Raw genomic sequence first — 16970 nt, 5'->3', positions numbered from 1 at the left:
TCGTTTCAACGATCAGGTAATCCTTCTTGAGCCATTCCGATTTCGAGGCCCTCGACGCGGGGGCGGTGGCGGCCGTGCTGGGTGAGCTCGCCGGGCAGTTTTCGCTGGCGGTGGTGCCGGAGTGCGATTCCACCAACAGCCGGCTGATGGAAACGCCGGCTGACGACGACGGGCGGATCGCCGTGCTGGCGGCGGATCGCCAGACCGCGGGGCGTGGCCGGCGCGGCCGCAGCTGGCTGTCGTGGCCGGGCGCCGGGCTGACCTTCTCGCTGCGCTGGCATTTCATGCCGGCGCCCCACATGCCCGCCGGGCTGTCGCTGGTGGTCGGCCTGGCGGTGGCGCGCACGTTAGAGGAGCTGGGCGTCGAGGGCGTGCAGCTCAAGTGGCCCAACGACGTGCTCATCCACGGCAAGAAGCTCGCCGGCATCCTCGTCGAGCTGTCGTCGTCCCGCGGGCGTCCGCCGGCGGCGGTGATCGGCATCGGCCTCAACCTGCGCCTGCCTGCCGATGCCCAGGTGGAATCCGCCACTGGCGTCACCGATCTGGCTGCCTGTCTGGCTGCGCCGCCGGGGCCGAATCGCCTGCTCGGGCTGCTGCTCGGTCAGCTCCATCACTTCCTCGATCTCTACGCCGCCGCCGGCTTTCCGGCCCTGCGCGCCGCGTGGCAGCAGCGCAACGCTTTTGCCGACCTGCCGGTGCGCATCTTCGGCGAGGCGCAGGAACTCGCCGGCACCTGCGCGGGGGTCGATGACGACGGCGCGCTGCTCCTCGATACGCCGGAGGGCCGTCGCCGGGTGCTGTCCGGCGAGGTCTCCCTGAGGCTGGCGTAATGGATCTGCTTCTCGATGTGGGCAACACCCGCCTCAAATGGGGGCTGCGCGATGGCGATCGCTGGCTCGGTCAGGGCGCGGTGCTGCTGTCGGCGCTGGATGGCTTTGCCGACGTGCTGGCGGGGCTGGGGCCGGTGCGGCGCATGCTCGGCGCCAACGTGGCCGGGGCCACCGTCGGTGGCCGGCTTGGCGCGATGCTGGCCGAGTGCGGGCTGGAGGCCGAATGGATCAGGCCGCAGGCCGAAGGCTTCGGCGTGCGCAACGCCTATCTCGACCCCGCGCGGCTGGGGGCGGATCGCTGGGCGGCCCTCGTCGGCGCCCGGGCGCTCCACGGCAGGGCGGCGCTGGTGGTCACCTCCGGCACCGCCACCACCGCCGATCTGCTCGACGGCGCCGGGGTTTTCCAGGGCGGAGTGATCCTGCCGGGGCTTGACCTGATGCGCATGTCCCTCGCCCGCGATACCGCCCAGCTGCCCTTTGCCGACGGGCGCTTCGAGACCACGCCCAGGCGCACCGCCGACGCCATCGTCACCGGCTGCCTGCACGCCCAGGTGGGCGCCATCGAGCGGATGTTCCGGCTGGTGGCGGCCGAGGATGGCGCGCTGTGTCTGCTCAACGGCGGGGCGGCGGGCAGCCTCGCGCCCCATCTCGAGTGCCCCTTGCGCCTCGTCGAAAACCTGGTGCTCGAAGGGCTGGCGCATATGCGTCAAGAATTGTAACAGCGCGCCTCTCCACGCCTGCAGGGCATTCGGTGCCTTTTCCCGTTGACCGTGATGGGTTAGTCTTGCGGCCATGGTCACTTTACGTGTAGCGGTCCTCGTCCTGTTTCTCGCCAACCTGCTGGCGCTGGCCGTCTGGAAAGGCGGGCTCGGTGCTGGCGCGTCCGGCGGCGAGCCCGAGCGACTGAGCAACCAGCTCAATCCAGAGCGGCTTCGCCTCGTCGTGGAGTCGTCGCAGCCGGCTCCGTCTCCGCCGCCTGCGCCTGTCGTGGCGGCACCCGCCGAATCGGCGCCGGCCCCCGAGCCCGTTCCGGCCCCACCCACCCAGGCGGCCGATGCCGCGCCGCCGGCCTGCGTGGCGTTCAGCGGCCTCACCGCGGATCAGGCCGCCGAGCTGTCGGCGCGGGTCGCCAAGACAGGCTCCGGCTTCAAGCTATCCGAGAGTCGCGGTGTCGGCACCACGTCCTGGTGGGTGCATATCCCCAGCCAGGGCAACAAGGAAGGCGCCGACCGCAAGGCGGCCGAGCTTCGCCGGCTGGGCGTGGAGGATCTGTTCATCGTCCAGGATGCCGGCCCCAACCAGTTTGCGATTTCCCTCGGCCTCTTCAAGAACGAGCAGGCCGCCAGCCGTCATCTCAACCTGCTGCGTGAAAAGGGCGTGCGCAGCGCGCAGATCGCCAGCCGCGGCGCCAATGTGCTGCGGGTCGAGGTGCGCGGCCCGTCCGACAGCCTGGCCACCCTGGCGAGCGATCTTTCCGAGCGGCTCCGGGGTGCCAATCGTCTCGAATGTGCTCCATGACATTGCGGCCTTTTGTGGTGGGCCTGACCGGCGGAATCGGCAGCGGCAAGAGCGCCGCGGCGGATCTCTTTCGTGACTTCGGCGCGGCCATCGTTGATACCGACCTCATCGCCCATCAGCTCACCGCACCCCACGGCGCGGCGATGCCGGCCATCGAGGCCGCATTCGGTGCTGGCGTGGTGGCCGACAACGGCGCCCTCAACCGCCCGGCGATGCGCGCGCTGGCCTTTGAAGACCCGGACGCCCGCAAGCGCCTCGAGGCCATCCTGCACCCGATGATCCGCGACGAGAGCGAGCGCCAGTGCCGTGCCGCCACCGCGCCCTACGTGATTCTGGCGGTGCCGCTGCTGATCGAATCCGGCACTTACCGCGAACGCGTGGCGCGCCTGTGTGTCGTCGATTGCCCCGAGGACGTCCAGGTGGCGCGGGTGATGAGCCGCAGCGGGCTCGACGAACATCAGGTGCGGGCGATCATGGCCGCCCAGGCCACCCGTGCGGCCAGGCTGGCCGCCGCCGATGACGTGGTGGACAACGCCGGCAGCCTCGAAGCGCTGCGCGTCCAGGTGGCGCGCCTGCACGCCGACTACCTGGCTCAGGCGGCGCGGGCGCAGGGCCTGTGATATGATTCGCGCCGGTCTGACCGTCAATTTTCCATACCTTATCCAGGCGCGCGCGTGATCACTTACGAATATCCGCTCAACGAGAGGATCCGCACGCTGTTGAGGCTGGAAGACCTTTTCGAGAAGGTCATGCACTTTGTGCGCGCCGAAGGCTCGCTCGAACACCACGTGGCGCTCGTCACCCTGTTCGAGATCCTCGAAGTCGCGAGCCGCGCCGATCTCAAGGTCGATCTGGTGCAGGAGCTCGAACGGCAGCGCCAGATCCTCCTGTCCTTCCGTAACAATCCCCAGATTTCCGAGGAAGCCCTCTCCGGTGCCCTCTACGAGATCGAGCAGGCTTCCGCCTCGCTTCTCGCCATGGCCGGCAAGACGGGCCAGTATCTGCGCGAGAACGAATGGCTGATGAACATCCGCAGCCGCGCGGCGATTCCCGGCGGTGCCTGTGAGTTCGATCTGCCGTCCTATCACCACTGGCTCAACCGCGAGGTCGAACTTCGCCGGCGTGATCTGATGTCGTGGGTCCAGCCGCTGCTGCCGATCCGCGATGGCCTCGCCATCGTGCTGCGCCTCCTGCGCGCCAGCGGCCGGCCCGAATCCCAGGTGGCCCACCGCGGCGCCTTCCAGCAGACCATGGGCGGGCGCACGGTTCAGATGATCCGCATCCGCCTGCACGGCAGCGCCATGTGCGTGCCCGAAACCAGCGCCAACAAGTACGCCCTCAATATCCGCCTGATGCACGCCGAAACCGTGACCCGTCCGGGTCAGGTGGATATCGACGTGCCCTTCGAGCTCACTTTCTGCAATCTGTAGCAGCGTCTCAGGAGCTCTCAGGAAAGCTCAAAAATGGCTACAAGTTCTTGATTTTAAGGATTTTGTTGCCTCTTAATGTCTCGCTCAATATCATTGCATCTCAGTAGTCCTGTGTAGCTAGGTGTGTAGCTGCGTGGGGCGTGTGTAGCTAGATGATGTGTAGCTGAGAGGTGTGAGAGTGGGGGCGCTGACAGACATTCAGATCAAGCAGTGGATCAAGTCCGCGGCTGAAGTGGCGAAGGCAGATGGGGGAGGGCTGACGTTCACCCTCTCGAAGGCAGGGCGGGCCGCTTGGGTGCTGCGCTACAGATTTGGGGGCAAAGCCAGAGAGAAGACGCTGGGCCAGTACCCCGACATCTCTTTGGCCGAGGCTCGAAAGCTCGCGTTGGAAAACAGGGCGCTTGTCCAGCAGGGTGTTGACGTTGCTGCTGAGAAGCAGAAAGCGAAGCGTGAGGCTTCTACGGCCTGGACCGTTCGTCAGCTCGCAGAGGACTATCTGCAGAAGTCAGTTGGACGACTTGAAGAGTCAACGCTCAAGGGGCATCGGCAGCGCCTGCGCGACTATGTGTATCCCGTGCTGGGAAACACCCCCGCAGATGAAGTTCGCCCGATTGATCTCATCGAGATTATCGAGCGTGCAAGCAAGAAATCACTGCATGTAGCAAAGCTCGTGCTTGGGATTCAGAAGGCGATATTCGCTCATGGCATCGGGCGGCACATCATTGATGCTGACCCCGCACTCCAGCTTCGGTCAAATGCAGTACTTGGTCCGCGACCTGTCGCTAGAACGCGGGTGATGTTGTCGGAAGCAGAGCTGAAAATCATCCTGCCCTTGCTTCCGAAAATGGGCATTCAGAACGCGCTTATGGCCAAGATCCTGCTCTGTACTGCTGCACGCATCGGAGAGCTGGTGGGCGCGAAGTGGGAGAACATTGATCTCGAACAGCGCGTCTGGTTCATCCCGCCAACAGACATCAAGGGCAAGAAGGGCCGCGCACGTAACGGTGAAGACGTGCGCGGCTTCTATGTACCCCTTTCAGAGCCCGTTGTCGGCTGGTTCCAGGATCTCAAGGATCTCGCTTTTGAATCGGCCTACGTGCTTCCGATTCGATCACGAAAAAAAGCAATTGGCGACGCTCATATGGAGCCTGTGACGCTAAACGCCGCTTTCAGCAAGTTCTGGAAGACTTATCTTGCTGACAAGTGTCAGCGGTTCACTCCTCATGATCTGCGTTCAACGGCAAGAAGCCACCTTGGAAGGCTCGGAGTTGATCTCCTGATTGCGGAGCGGTGTCTGAATCACTCGCTGGGTGGTTTGGTGGCTATTTATGATCAGCATGACTATCTCGAGGAGCGACGCGCTGCCTTGGTGTCTCTGGCGGACTTCGTCGTTAATTGTTGATGATCTATTATTTGATGTTGCCAAGTAAGCCGTTTGTTGAGCTTTTTTAGAGCTCGCAAAAGGCTGTGCTTGGCAATAATTCTACATCTCGTTTCAGGCTCTTGCGCTGTGGAGCGTAGCTCTGAAGAAGATAAAACCAAGTTTTTAAGGTCCGCGGTAGGAGCAGCGGACGAAACTTCCAACTCCGCGAACTATTGTATCAACGCTAATCGATCTGGTGTGCTTATATCTCGCTTGAAGTGCTTCGGCTAGCTTTTCTCTGGTCAGACTGCAAACAAAACGTTCCTCGTTTTTAACTGACTTTAAGCTGTTGATAGTTCTTTTCTTGATTGCGTCCTTGATGCAGTCCTCAATCATGGTCATTGATCCTCTACCTACAACTTCTGATGTTGGTCTCGAATTATTTTTTGGTGATTTTTCCGCGTACTCTCCGAGATCGTCAATTAGCTTTATCTTGATTTCTTGGCTAAATGGAAAGTTCAGTGTGGTTGAGTGAAGGAAGTAGTCAATAGAAACAGTCATTGTGTCACCGGAGCACAAAGGAGGTTGGCAAGAAAAGGATACATTAATCCCTCCCGATGCTTGTGCTTTGAGATGGCGCCATTCTGAGTAAGCTCTAAGAAATCGATCACTTAGCTGAAAGTGTCGAGATGGCGTTGTGAAAACCAGCCGCATCCAAACAGCAGGGTGAAGATTGATTGATCTTCGTAACCATGTGTGAGTAGTGCGCAGATGGCTTAGAAGGTCAACTTTTTCTTTGCTTCCTTTCATGAAATCCGGGGATATGTCTTTGGACCCGAGATTCAAAAAGTGGCTTATGTCCTCGCGGTGTTCATCGTTTTCAAAAAGCATCCACATAAGAGCCTGCGTGCGGCGCCAGTCGTCGCAATCAAAATCTTCAACGTCCACCTCTCATCCTCCTTTTTCCTCACTCTTCCTCTTTCATCCTCTTTCTCAGAGGGCGCGCGACCCCTGATGTAACGGCAGCAGGCATACAAATCTTCAGTGACGGCAGGGAGATTTCCTCTTTTTTCCTCTTTCTTTGGAGTGTTGTGTACGCCAAGGAGTGCATTGTTAGAGCACAAAACCAAAACTGTAAACGCTGAACACGTCATGTGGCGGAACAGTTTAGGAATGAATCATGTCGCGTCTGAAAGAGGTTAGCCAAACGTCCCTGGTGAACTTTGATGAGTTGCCGAACTCCGCAAATGTTCGGCTGCCTGTGATGCTCAGCTTGTACGCATGCTCACGTGCAACGTTGTACAGGCTGATAAAAAAGGAAGTTATTCCACAGCCACGACGACTCGGTGATCGCGCTTCTGTGTGGCAAGTCGGTGAGGTTCGCCAGTCTCTGTGGAATCTGCAGAACGGCGCTGCTAATCCTTCAAAATAAAATCATAGTAATTAAATCTATGTCTATGTGGCGCTCGTGCAATCCATTTAAGCGCGTTTGTACGAGTGCCCTTGAGCACAGTAGTGACGGTCCCGTTTTCATAGGAAACATAACTTCAAAGGTTATGGTGATGCGTGGTTTTCGTCTGAATGGGTGCAGGCCTGCGTTTTAACGCAGGTTTTCATAAAAAAACTGCTCGTTGCAGCGGGAGTCGACGTGGTGACAAATGCACTTAGTAATAGCTGGAAACTTCACCACTTCGATAACACAGTGCGCGCCCATGTGTGCAATCCGTCATCCACTTCTAAGAGCTGATTGTTTGAGGTAAGAATAATGTGCGACTCAATTTGTATCAATTTTATGGTTAAGAGTAAAAAAATCGGAGATGGAGAGCGTCCTGCGCTCCCGTTTATGTTCAGCTTGACTCTAGATGAACAAGGTGAGCTGAAAAAGCGTAAGCCACCTTCGTACGTGGTGGTGTCGCCTCTTACCGGCGCCAAGTTCAAAATCACAGCAATCGCGAGTTATCATGATGATCTTCCTTATGTTGTTGGCTATCGAGTTGAGGCAAACATTCCCGCATGCACTGTTGGAAACAACGCATTCGTTCAGAATCACGTCAGATCAGCATCAAAAATTTCTCTTGAATTGCTAAAGAGCTGGCTTAGGCGTAATCACTTTAGCCAAGGATCTGCCGAACTATTCTCTTTGGAATCCTCGGAGATACAGTCGGTTACTCTTACATACTTGTTTGACTTGAAGGATGAGATTTCGGCAGTTAGATCCATTGATGGCCTCTTGGCCGCTGGAGACGCTCTTTTTAACTATTCAATGGCGCCCAATGTTTGCAAGCCTGTCCGTTTTTACGGTTCTGGAAATACTAAGACCGGATACTTCCATCATAGAGAGTATGTGATTACGTCTTATGTTAAGCGCGGAAGAATTCCGAAAAGTTTCTCAACTTTTGAAAGCAAAGAGATTGAGGAAAAGGTTTATGGAAAAAGTAGTCGATTGCTGAGGTGTGAGATAAAGTTGCACGGTAAGTGGTTGTGCCGGCATGGTCTTGCTAAGCCTGCTTCTTGGCATCGAGGTAAGAGAAATCCGTACGAGATCGCCTTTAGTGAAATGCGAAAATACTTTCGATTTGACGACAGGTTGCGTAGGAGGCGCCCCAGACCAGCGGATCTAGAGGTATTGAGTGAGTTTGAGCGGAAGATTGTCGATCTTCACCTGTCGGGCGCGGATGTTCGCAATCACTCTGATGTTCCGCGCTTGGCTGATCGAAAGTACTTTTCGCGCGTTAAGCGTCGTATTGAGGATCTGCTTCGGATTGATATATCAATTCCTTGGGGTGTTCAAACAAAAGCGGCTCTTGGCGAGCTGGAATGGTTGTTTTGTTATCGGAAAAGGTACCGGCCGAGCTCTCGATTTCTGGAGCATACTTTTACCAGTGAGACCGCAAAGAGGGCGATCTGCCAGCTCAAGAATATGAGCCCTATCGTTCAATGATCGTTAGAATCTTCGGCCGAATGCTCTGAGTGACTGCGGTTCGTTTAAGTTTGGGATAACGAACTTTATCGGTAGTGTGAGTGACAGGACGATTTCCAACTTTCTCGCCCCTTGGCTGATGCCTCTGAATTATTCTACGGCAGCGCCGAACGCTTGAGGTATTCATGCATGATTGAGGTTGCTGGCGCTTGCCGGAGTGCGAGGTATGGAGGCTCATTCAGTATGGTGTTTATTTGGTTTTACGTCATGTGTTCAAATGGTTAGTTGGTTTAGGCATTTTTTTGTAGTGTAACTAATGGTGAAAAATACAAGGCGGTTGCCCGGCTTGGCGGCCAATTAATGGCTTCGGCACGACGTGCTTTGGGCTGTTTTACTTCCTGATTTCTCTTAGATGAGTCCATGATTCAATCTTTCGAGTAGGTTGAGTTATGAATATTCTCTGGCCTCATCTATAAGAGTCTTTTCAAAGTTTGTTAAGTTCAGCTTTGAAGTGTCCAGTTTGCGTAGTCTGTCCAGTGCTGCATCTAAGTCTCCCCCCGTGGAAAGATATCTCTCAAGACGCTTTGCTAGCGGGAATGGAATTCCGTACTCATCAAGGGCGCTTAATGATGGATCTGAAAAGAGGTTCTCAACCTGTCCAACAAAATATGTGTAATCAGCAGATTTTATTCCAAGTTGTAGAGCAATTTCGTTTTGAATTCTATTAATGGCCATTGCAAGTCTACCAAATCTGTATTGTGGCCACTGCCGAACAAAATCAAGTACATCTTCAACTGCATCGTCCGGATTCGCGGAATTTTCGATTTCTGCTTGTATCAGTTGACGCAAAGAGTGCGATCTGAGCTGATTCACTTTGAAGGCAAGGTGCTTTCCCGACGTCACTCCGCCAATCTTGCCTCCATGGACAAAATAGTTCCAAATGGCTAGGCACAAAGATTCAAGCTGTGCATATGTTGGTAGCCCATTCCAGGATAACGCCTCGGCGTTTTCTCTATGACGAGTCATGCTCACTGCAAGATTCAATTGTTGCTGGGGGTCGATGCCTACATTGGAACGCAATGTCTCCAGCGATAATATGCGTTGCGCACGATATGGCTCCATGCGCTCACGAGATGAGCCCTCAAGATCGTTGGTATCAAGTTGAATGAGCAAGCTCTCAGGTGTGTTGTTGATGTCTTGAGTGAAAACCGGGATGTCAACAAATGGCAGGTCTTCTTGAGGCTCTGGGTGGAAGAGATATACATTCCCGACAAAGTGCTCGAACATTCGACCAGAACGTCCTCGTATATTATTGAAGGTAAAGTAGTCGTACTTTTGGGTGGCAATTTTGTTGTCGAAAATAATGACATTTTTTGCCTTTGTATTCACGCCTTCAATCAAGGTTGATGTGCATACTAGAAAATCAATCGTCTCAGAATTGAACCCTTTGACCACGACTTGCGCTAGTGCTCTTGGCATGCGTCCGTGATGCATGCCGATGCCCATCTTGAGTGCGCGAGAAAGAGTCCAATCAGGATCGTAGTTTGAGGCGACCCAGTCGGCGGCCTCTGCCATGCCTTGACTTGCCTTACCTACTTCTCCGTCGAGTAGCGCATTGGCAATTTTTCTAGCTTTTGCGGGAGAGGCACAGAAAATGAGTGTTGGCCCAGTAAGGCGTCTGCAGAGATCAACGAGTTCAACAAACTCATTACCCTTTGCAGGGGTGATCCTCGTTAGCTCGGTCACGACTGTTGAGTAATCTGTTCTGTAGAATATGCATCGGAATCTTTCTGGGAAGCCAGGGGGGATTGCTTGAATATTTGGTCCGAGCAAATAGAATTGTTTCGCCTTTTTTGATAGCTTGTAAAATGCGTGGTTGAGTGTCGCTGCTCGCTCTTTGTCGGCTGTTGGGTTTAATTTATAAAATTCATCGATTACAAATATATCTAGTGGTGGCAGTTCTGGGTAATCGACGACTCGCTCTTGTGTAAAGATAAAGATGTTCTGAGCAGAGAGCGCCTGTGACGCATGTGTTATAACCTTGTGCGTATCTCGATATCGCGATAGCCGTCTTCTTGTTTCGTCGATAAGAGCAATCGTTGGTACGACAATTACTATATTCCGAAATTTTCCTGACTCAATCAAGGCGTCAATGATTGCGCTTTTTCCGAAGCTTGTCGGGGCGCTTAGAATTACGCTTTCGCCATCGAGAATTCGCCCAAAGACTTCGGCTTGAACTTTGTGAAAAATATAACCGCGTTGGGCGTTTCTCTCCGGAGCTCTATCTTCATCACCTGTTTGGTAGAAATTTTCGGGTCGATGCATCTCTAATGCCAAAGCATCTCTTTCTGAAATTTTCTCCATGTCTAGGTAAGGGTAGAGGCCCACTTGTCTCACTAGAGAATTCAAAATTTCAGTGTATTCCTGAAATAAGTCTCGTCGATCCAAGGTGCGTAGCACCAACTCTTGCGTCTTCGGATCATATTCCGCTTGGGCTTGACTGACCAACGAGCAAAGGGTTTTCAGAATTGAAAGGATCTCGTCACTGTCCAGTGCATTCTTCTTTAGGAGGTCTAGAATAGTCTTGGTGTTAAGAAATTTCATTGCCACTCCTTCAGCATTTCATCAAGAATCTGAATTAATGTGGTTTTGGTATGGAGGGGGAGGATGAAGAGATGAATGCGTATGGGAAGTGAACCCGCTGGAACTTTCTCTGCCAATTTCTTTTGAAGCGCAGTGACCTCTTCGGTCAGTTTTTCTCGGTACACATCGTCAGATTTTTTACTGCCGCGAACGGCGTCGCTCTCGTAGGTGATAAAGATTGGGATGCAAGCTGCATCAAATACCGTATCTAAAGAGGTGTTTTGGTCGAGCAGTCGTGAGAGCTTTTCAAAATGGGGTGATGCTGGATCCAGCTTGTTCGTTATGAGCATAAACTCGTTACGCAGATAGTCTGTCTTTGTATGTGCAGCCAACTCTGTTGCGACATCGGAAATCGCTCTGCTACCGTCTTCATAGAACTTTACCTCGCCAAGCCACAGTTCTAGAGAGCCGTTGTTTGCAATAACATGAACCGCGTCAAAACCTTTGACAGTTGAATTTACTGAGTCCTTCCAGAATATTTTTGAAATGGCTGGGATGGAGCCGTAAATTTGTCTCAGTGCGATGTGAAGGAATATCTCGCCGAACTCGCCTCTTTTTCCATATTTCGGGGTCTGATACACAAGGCGTGCCGCCTTCTTTACTAATCGGACTGCGGTTCCTGGTGTAAATGTTCGCAACTCTTCGGCCGAGAGCGAGAACTCAGGAAGCCATTCCATAACGTGCTCTGCTAATGCTTTTCCACGCCATTCTCCGGCCTCATATCCGGCACACAGGGCGTCTATTGGCGGATTCGCGGATAAATCGTGAATGATCGGCGACAAGAATGCTGCAGGCGGTGCTGGATACATTTATCAATATTCACGCCAGAGGCGTGCTCCTGATTGTTTCAATTGGCTTGGTGAGTTCTTGCTTTTTGCTCACTTGCTACATTGAATATTCTCGCGTGCTGCATCTGTGTCGTCAGCACGTAGATTCGTACGCTAGCAATCCGTCCACGCTTGTGAACTTGCCATAAAAAGCTGGCTTCTCATCTATAGACAGTGCCATGAAGTGTGCCGTTGCGCATTTGATCTTTCCGCTTTCCCGGTCCCGCAGGTCTTCTTCAAACAAGCTGCTCTTTGTCTCGACAACAAAATACAGCCTGTCTTGGCCGTTTAGTTCAACCAAAACCGCCCAGTCTGGATTGTAGGAGCCTAGAGGTGTGGGTACTTTGAACCACCCTGGGAGTTTGGCGTAAACCTTAATTGCCTCGTTTTTTTCCAAGGCTTCAGCAAAGTCGCGCTCAATATTTGAGTCGTAGACCACGTGCTGATAGACAGACTTCTGGGTGTCTTGCACGAGGTTCTTCAGGTAGCCCGTTAGTTCTTGGGTTTCAAACAACTCTTGAGCGTAATACTCTTCATCGCCGAGTCGTCGGTATTTGATGCCATCAACCAACGCCATCCGCTTGCTGCGGTTGATCGCGTCTGCAGTTAGCTCGATAAACTGCTGTGGATTTCGTTTGAACTCATTGAGCCGGGTGCTTTTGGTGAGGATGTGTGCAATTGTCTTACGCGTGAGTTGAGTCCTGTCCTGCAGCTCGGTAAGCAGGTCAGGCAGCTCGATGTCACTCTCGTAGAGCGCCACGGGTTCGGAAATGGCCAGTACCGAAGCATCCACTCCCGACTTGGTGATTGACATTCCCGCTTTCTTCCATTGAAGGCGGGTCTTTGCTACTGACGGCATGCTGTTCAATGCATCAATACAATTTTCGATCAGCTTGTCGTTGTCGAAATGAACGCGGTAGGTTGTTTTATGTTTAATGCGATCCCAAAGCTCTTTAAAATCCGGGCTCACCAATACTGACTTTCGCACCGGAATATGCCTGCGCTCATCTGCATTCTTGATTTCCAGCTTGCCCGTCAGCTTCTTCAAAACCGCTGCAATTTGTTCCCTTTGGGCATTGAATTGCTCAGGCAGTGCCAACGTACCGTTCTTCAACGCTTCGCGAAGTGTGTCCTGCACTTTGCCCTTGCTGTCGATGTAGCCCTGCGACTTAAGGTGTGCCCAAAGAGCCTTGGATGCCTCAAAGCCAATAGATTCGACTTCGCCGTTCGCTTGGGTTACAGCTATTCCAGCGAATTCGTGGTTTTGCACTACGCCAAACTGAATACCTGTGTCGTTCTCGATGTCGCGTTGCAGGTTCTCCGCGAACTGCTCGTAGCTCTCGGTCGCGATTACGGTCAAGGTGTTCACCTCAAAGCCGCGAAGGCGCTCACCTTTCTGGTTTACGCAAAGGCGCAAGCCGCGACCAATTGTCTGACGACGCCACCGCTCCGTCTCGCGGGTCGAGAAGTTGCAAATCTGGAAGACATTTGGGTTGTCCCAGCCTTCTTTTAGCGCCGAGTGGGAGAAAATGAACTTCAGGGGTGATGAGAAACCCAGTAGCTTTTCCTTGTCGCGCATGATGAGGTTGTAGGTGTCATCGTCTGCGGCTGTGCTGCCGCTGGTGTCCTTCAATACCTCCACCGTCTTTCCGCCGATCTTCTTCTTGTCGATGGAGAAATAGCCGTTATGCACCTCGCTCGCGGCTGCGGAAAGATCGACCTCTGCGAACAGGCTCTGATAGTCCGGGTGCCGTGCCAGGCGCGTGTATTCTTCCTCGAACATCAAGGCGTACTCGCCTTTTACTGGGTTGCCTTGCTCGTCGTATTGGCGGTACTTGGAAACCTCATCGATGAAGAACAGGCTCAACACTTTCACGCCCAACGGATGCAGGCGCTTCTCTTTGTCCAAGTGTTCCTTGATAGTGCGGGCGATCATGGCCCGCTGAACGGCACCGGCGTCCACATCGCCCCAAGCCTCGCCCGCACGTAAGAACACCTCGCTACCGGGTACCTTCAACTCGATGAATTGATCAGCCTTGGCTGAACGAATCTCGCCGATGCGGACGTTGGCGTACAGAGGACGGCCGGTTTCCTGCTCCAGGTCGAAGCCGTCTTGAACCGTGATCGGCTCCCTACGTACCGCGCCAGAAGCGTTCTGACGATCCACCTCAATGCTGGCGGTGATCACGCCCTTTTTGTTTGTGACCGCCAGCAACTTCACGTAAGGTTTGTTGTTTCCCCCTTGTACTGTGGCGGCTGCTACCTCAATCTGCTTGACCAGCTTCTGCTCGTAGGCGTCTACAGCGTCTAGCCGGTACACCATGTTGTGCTTGTCTATGTGAGTGGCGGAGTAGCGCAGGGCGCACAGTGGGTTCATGTGCGCCAAGGCCTTCTTACCTTTGCCGTCAATGCCACCATCAACGCTTTGAGGTTCGTCCACGATCAAAATAGGGTGCGTGTTACGAATCAGATCAATAGGGCGTTCGCCCCCTGTCTTCTCGCTGGTGCGGTACATCTTGTTCTTGGACTTCTCTCGCCGCTTTGCCTCGTCGGACTCTTCTGCAGCGGCAGCAGTTTCATCGCCAAACTTGTTGATGGCCCCTACCGTGATGACCATGATCTGGATGTTAGGGTTGGTCGCAAAGTTGCGCACCTCCCCAAGACGATCAGAGTCGTACTGGAAGAATTCATAGCCCTTCGCGCCGGGGTACAGGCTCTCGAAGTGCTCACGGGTGATCTGAAGGGTTTTGTTGACGCCTTCTTTGATGGCTACGGAAGGGACTACCACCACGAACTTGGTAAAGCCGTAGCGTTGATTCAGCTCGAATACCGTGCGCAGATAGACGTAGGTCTTGCCCGTGCCGGTTTCCATCTCTACCGTGAAGTCCAGTGCCTGCTTTGCCTTCAGCGGTTCGGATGGGGGAAGCCCGTTACGCAACTGTACTTTCCGGAGGTTCTCGCTAAGTTCCTCGTCGGCCAGCAATTGCAACGCATTGCCGATGCCGCCTTCGGCCGTGAACTGCTTGCCCTCAAAGCTCTGTTGCCCCGCGTCTGTCAGTGCCTGTGCGGTCACTGTAAAGACTGAACGGCAGACTTCTTGCCCACGAAACAGGTCACAAACAGCCTCAATCGCTGCCGCTTGATAGGGAAGGTCGGATTCAAAGTGAAGTTTCATTGTTTCTTCTTGCTTGGTACGGGGCTTGCAGCGCAGTTGGGCTTCCGGCACGCCTAGTTCGTTTCATTCATGTCATCGAGGTGGATGACATCCTCTAGGCCGCAGTTGTCAAACATCGGTTGATAACTGAATCGACAGTCAGCACGCCGTCGGAAGAGATGGCTTTCAGGTGCTTCGCGATATGCTGATTGCGAGTTTGAAACAGCCTTGCCATGGAACCCAGTGATAGTCATGCGTCTCATTGGCAAATCGGCATTCCATACGGGTGTGCCCATCGTCGGTCTGGTAGAGCAGAAACTCGCCAGAAGGCGGTTGGAGTGAATTACTCATGGTCACAGACTGCGCACGTTCTTCACGCCGTGCTGCTCCAGGATAGCGGCCAGATTGCTCTTGGCTACGTCATTCTCGAAGGCACTGTCGCGGAAGACGGCGGTGGTCTCCGTGGCTGTGCCTTGCTGGTCACGCCACTGGGCCATGCCCAATGCTAGGCCCTCTGCATCTGCCACGTTGATGCGCTCATCTAAGCATGCCAGCAGGGTGCCGCCGCCAATGCTATGTACCGTCTTGCCAGCGATTTGCTTCTGCTCCATGGGTACGCACAGGTCCAGGCCAAGCTTCAGCAGAATCTCATACAGCAGGTCGTCGTTGCTACGCCCTGGCTCGATATGCTCAAGATTGGCAAAGAGCGATCCCTTCAAGTCTGCTGGATTCGGGTTCCAAGCTCGAATATTGGAAGTGTCGAGTTTGAAGACGCGGAAGCCCACATCACCGGCCTTTGCAGCACGCTGACGTTTCCCGGCCCCAACTAGTCGTGCTTTAGTGATGTCGGCAATGGATGACCAGCCAACGGATTCGCCACCAGTCAGAGGTTCCGGCAATTGAACCAGGATGCAGCGGCGGCTGCCACCGTCGTCCGCATTCTGTTGGAAGACAGCGTCCATCGTGCTACCGGTGCCTGCGAAAAAGTCAATGATCAGGTCGTTCGATTCCGGTGACGTCGCGATCTGTAGGATTCGACGTAGCAGCCGTGTGGGCTTCGGCGTATCGAAAACCACATCTGAGTTCGGAAAGTCTACAGTGGCGATCAGTTCCTTCTTCGCCTCCTGTGTGTGGCCGACTTCTTCATAGAACCACAAGGTTTGGGGTACCCGTCCGCCGCCAACTTCTGAAAGAAATCTCTTTACTGCGGGCTGGTTATTCCCATCAGCCCCCCACCAAATACGGCGATCAGCATCAAGTTCTCGAAATTTCTCTTCAGAATAGACCCAGTACCTGCCTGAAGGAGGGCCTTCAATAAGTCGTCCGCCGGGAGTCGTTATTGCATATGTTCCTTTGCTATAGAAATTTCGTGCGGACATTCCATCTGCTCGCCAGAGGCCACGAGGGTCGCTATCGGGGTTTGAGTAGTGGGCATCTTGCTCGGCCGTTCTTGGCAGGGGGCGAGGAACCCAGGTTTCAGCGTTCTTAGCATAAACGACGACATAGTCGTGATCCTCTGAAAAGTGTCGCGCCGAATTTTTTGGGGCATATACCTTCTGCCAAACGATGGACGCTACGAAGTTCTCTTCCCCGAAAACCTCATTCATCAACGAGCGAAGGTTGTGGATCTCGTGGTCAGCAATACTGACGAAGATAACGCCTTCGTCCTTAAGTAAGTTACGAGCCAGCTTTAGGCGTGGGTACATCATGTTCAGCCAGTCGGTATGAAATCTACCGCTGGCATCCGTATTGCTGGTGATCTTCGCTCCACCCTCGGTCTGTCCAGTTAGTTCCAGATAGTTCTTGATGTTGTCCTGAAAGTTGTCGGGGTAAACGAAGTCCTTACCCGTGTTGTACGGGGGGTCGATGTAGATCAGCTTGACCTTGCCCGCGTAGCTCTTTTGCAGGAGCTTAAGTACTTCCAGATTGTCGCCTTCAATCATCAAATTTTGCGTGGTGTCCCAGTCCACGCTCTCTGTAGGTACCGGGCGCAATGTACCTGTGCTGGGGGTTAAAGCAATCTGTCGTGCCTTGCGCTTGCCGTGCCAGTTCAGGCCGTACTTTTCTTCGGCGTCTGTCGACGTAGCGTCACCCATCAAAGCCTTTAGGACGTCGATGTTCAGCGCCGCAGTAGTCTTACCATCGGTCGTGGTTTCGGTTACCAGTTCAGGGAAAAGAGCCTTGAGTTTGCTGATGTTGTCGGCCACGAGGTCAGCACTTTGTGCCTCGGGTGAGTGTGCTTGAATTTGTTGGATCGTCATTCTATTTTTAGGTATTCGTTTAGA

General features: G+C 54.1%; 13 protein-coding genes. 8 read left to right on the top strand and 5 right to left on the bottom strand.

All coding sequences use genetic code 11. From position 1 onward, the window contains the following. The first annotated feature begins 26 nt into the window (after positions 1 to 26). The 6 genes from QQK25_RS12480 (at position 27) to QQK25_RS12455 (ending at position 5180) form a co-directional block, all read left to right on the top strand. On the top strand, positions 27 to 830 hold the full coding sequence (locus tag QQK25_RS12480; RefSeq protein ID WP_284188228.1) for a biotin--[acetyl-CoA-carboxylase] ligase: 804 nt from the start codon (positions 27 to 29) through the stop codon (positions 828 to 830). Further along, positions 830 to 1549 carry a type III pantothenate kinase gene (locus QQK25_RS12475; protein ID WP_284188227.1) on the top strand — a complete coding sequence of 240 codons (720 nt, stop codon included), beginning with the start codon at positions 830 to 832 and terminating at the stop codon, positions 1547 to 1549. Before QQK25_RS12480 ends, QQK25_RS12475 begins: the two co-directional genes overlap by 1 nt. Positions 1550 to 1622: 73 nt before the next feature. After that, entirely contained in the window at positions 1623 to 2348 is a 726-nt protein-coding gene (locus QQK25_RS12470; protein ID WP_284188226.1) for an SPOR domain-containing protein, read from the top strand. After that, positions 2345 to 2968 (top strand): dephospho-CoA kinase, encoded by a 624-nt coding sequence (coaE, locus tag QQK25_RS12465; RefSeq protein WP_284188225.1) that lies wholly within the window; start codon positions 2345 to 2347, stop codon positions 2966 to 2968. The genes QQK25_RS12470 and coaE overlap by 4 nt, the downstream gene beginning before the upstream one ends. Before the next feature lie 54 nt (positions 2969 to 3022). After that, entirely contained in the window at positions 3023 to 3778 is a 756-nt protein-coding gene (zapD, locus tag QQK25_RS12460; RefSeq protein ID WP_284188224.1) for a cell division protein ZapD, read from the top strand. 178 nt (positions 3779 to 3956) lie between these two features. Continuing rightward, a complete protein-coding gene (locus tag QQK25_RS12455) occupies positions 3957 to 5180 on the top strand; it encodes a tyrosine-type recombinase/integrase (protein ID WP_284188223.1) in 1224 nt (407 codons plus the stop codon). 144 nt (positions 5181 to 5324) lie between these two features. Here the strand turns inward: QQK25_RS12455 and QQK25_RS12450 are convergent, their stop codons facing one another. Next, complete coding sequence (locus QQK25_RS12450; protein ID WP_284188222.1) at positions 5325 to 6089, bottom strand: hypothetical protein; 765 nt, start codon at positions 6087 to 6089, stop codon at positions 5325 to 5327. 232 nt (positions 6090 to 6321) lie between these two features. Between QQK25_RS12450 and QQK25_RS23645 the strand changes: the two genes are divergently transcribed. Further along, a complete protein-coding gene (locus QQK25_RS23645) occupies positions 6322 to 6573 on the top strand; it encodes a helix-turn-helix transcriptional regulator (RefSeq protein WP_368736556.1) in 252 nt (83 codons plus the stop codon). A 333-nt stretch (positions 6574 to 6906) separates the two neighbouring features. Then, on the top strand, positions 6907 to 8082 hold the full coding sequence (locus QQK25_RS12445; RefSeq protein ID WP_284188221.1) for a hypothetical protein: 1176 nt from the start codon (positions 6907 to 6909) through the stop codon (positions 8080 to 8082). Between the two features lie 426 nt (positions 8083 to 8508). On the opposite strand, the gene QQK25_RS12440 is transcribed toward QQK25_RS12445, so the two are convergent. The 4 genes from QQK25_RS12440 to QQK25_RS12425 form a co-directional block, all read right to left on the bottom strand. Beyond that, positions 8509 to 10665: a DEAD/DEAH box helicase gene (locus tag QQK25_RS12440; protein WP_284188220.1), complete on the bottom strand. Its 2157-nt coding sequence runs from the start codon at positions 10663 to 10665 to the stop codon at positions 8509 to 8511. After that, positions 10662 to 11513 (bottom strand): HamA C-terminal domain-containing protein, encoded by an 852-nt coding sequence (locus QQK25_RS12435; protein ID WP_284188219.1) that lies wholly within the window; start codon positions 11511 to 11513, stop codon positions 10662 to 10664. The genes QQK25_RS12440 and QQK25_RS12435 overlap by 4 nt, the downstream gene beginning before the upstream one ends. A gap of 112 nt (positions 11514 to 11625) precedes the next feature. Continuing rightward, the gene (locus QQK25_RS12430; protein ID WP_284188218.1) at positions 11626 to 14757 is read right to left on the bottom strand and encodes a type III restriction-modification system endonuclease; all 3132 of its coding nucleotides are present in this window, start codon (positions 14755 to 14757) and stop codon (positions 11626 to 11628) included. A gap of 281 nt (positions 14758 to 15038) precedes the next feature. Continuing rightward, the gene (locus QQK25_RS12425; RefSeq protein WP_284188217.1) at positions 15039 to 16946 is read right to left on the bottom strand and encodes a site-specific DNA-methyltransferase; all 1908 of its coding nucleotides are present in this window, start codon (positions 16944 to 16946) and stop codon (positions 15039 to 15041) included. Between the last annotated feature and the right edge of the window lie 24 nt (positions 16947 to 16970).

Source organism: Zoogloea oryzae (genome assembly GCF_030161255.1).
GTDB classification, from domain to species: domain Bacteria; phylum Pseudomonadota; class Gammaproteobacteria; order Burkholderiales; family Rhodocyclaceae; genus Zoogloea; species Zoogloea oryzae.
This window is presented reverse-complemented; position numbering and strand designations above follow the sequence as displayed.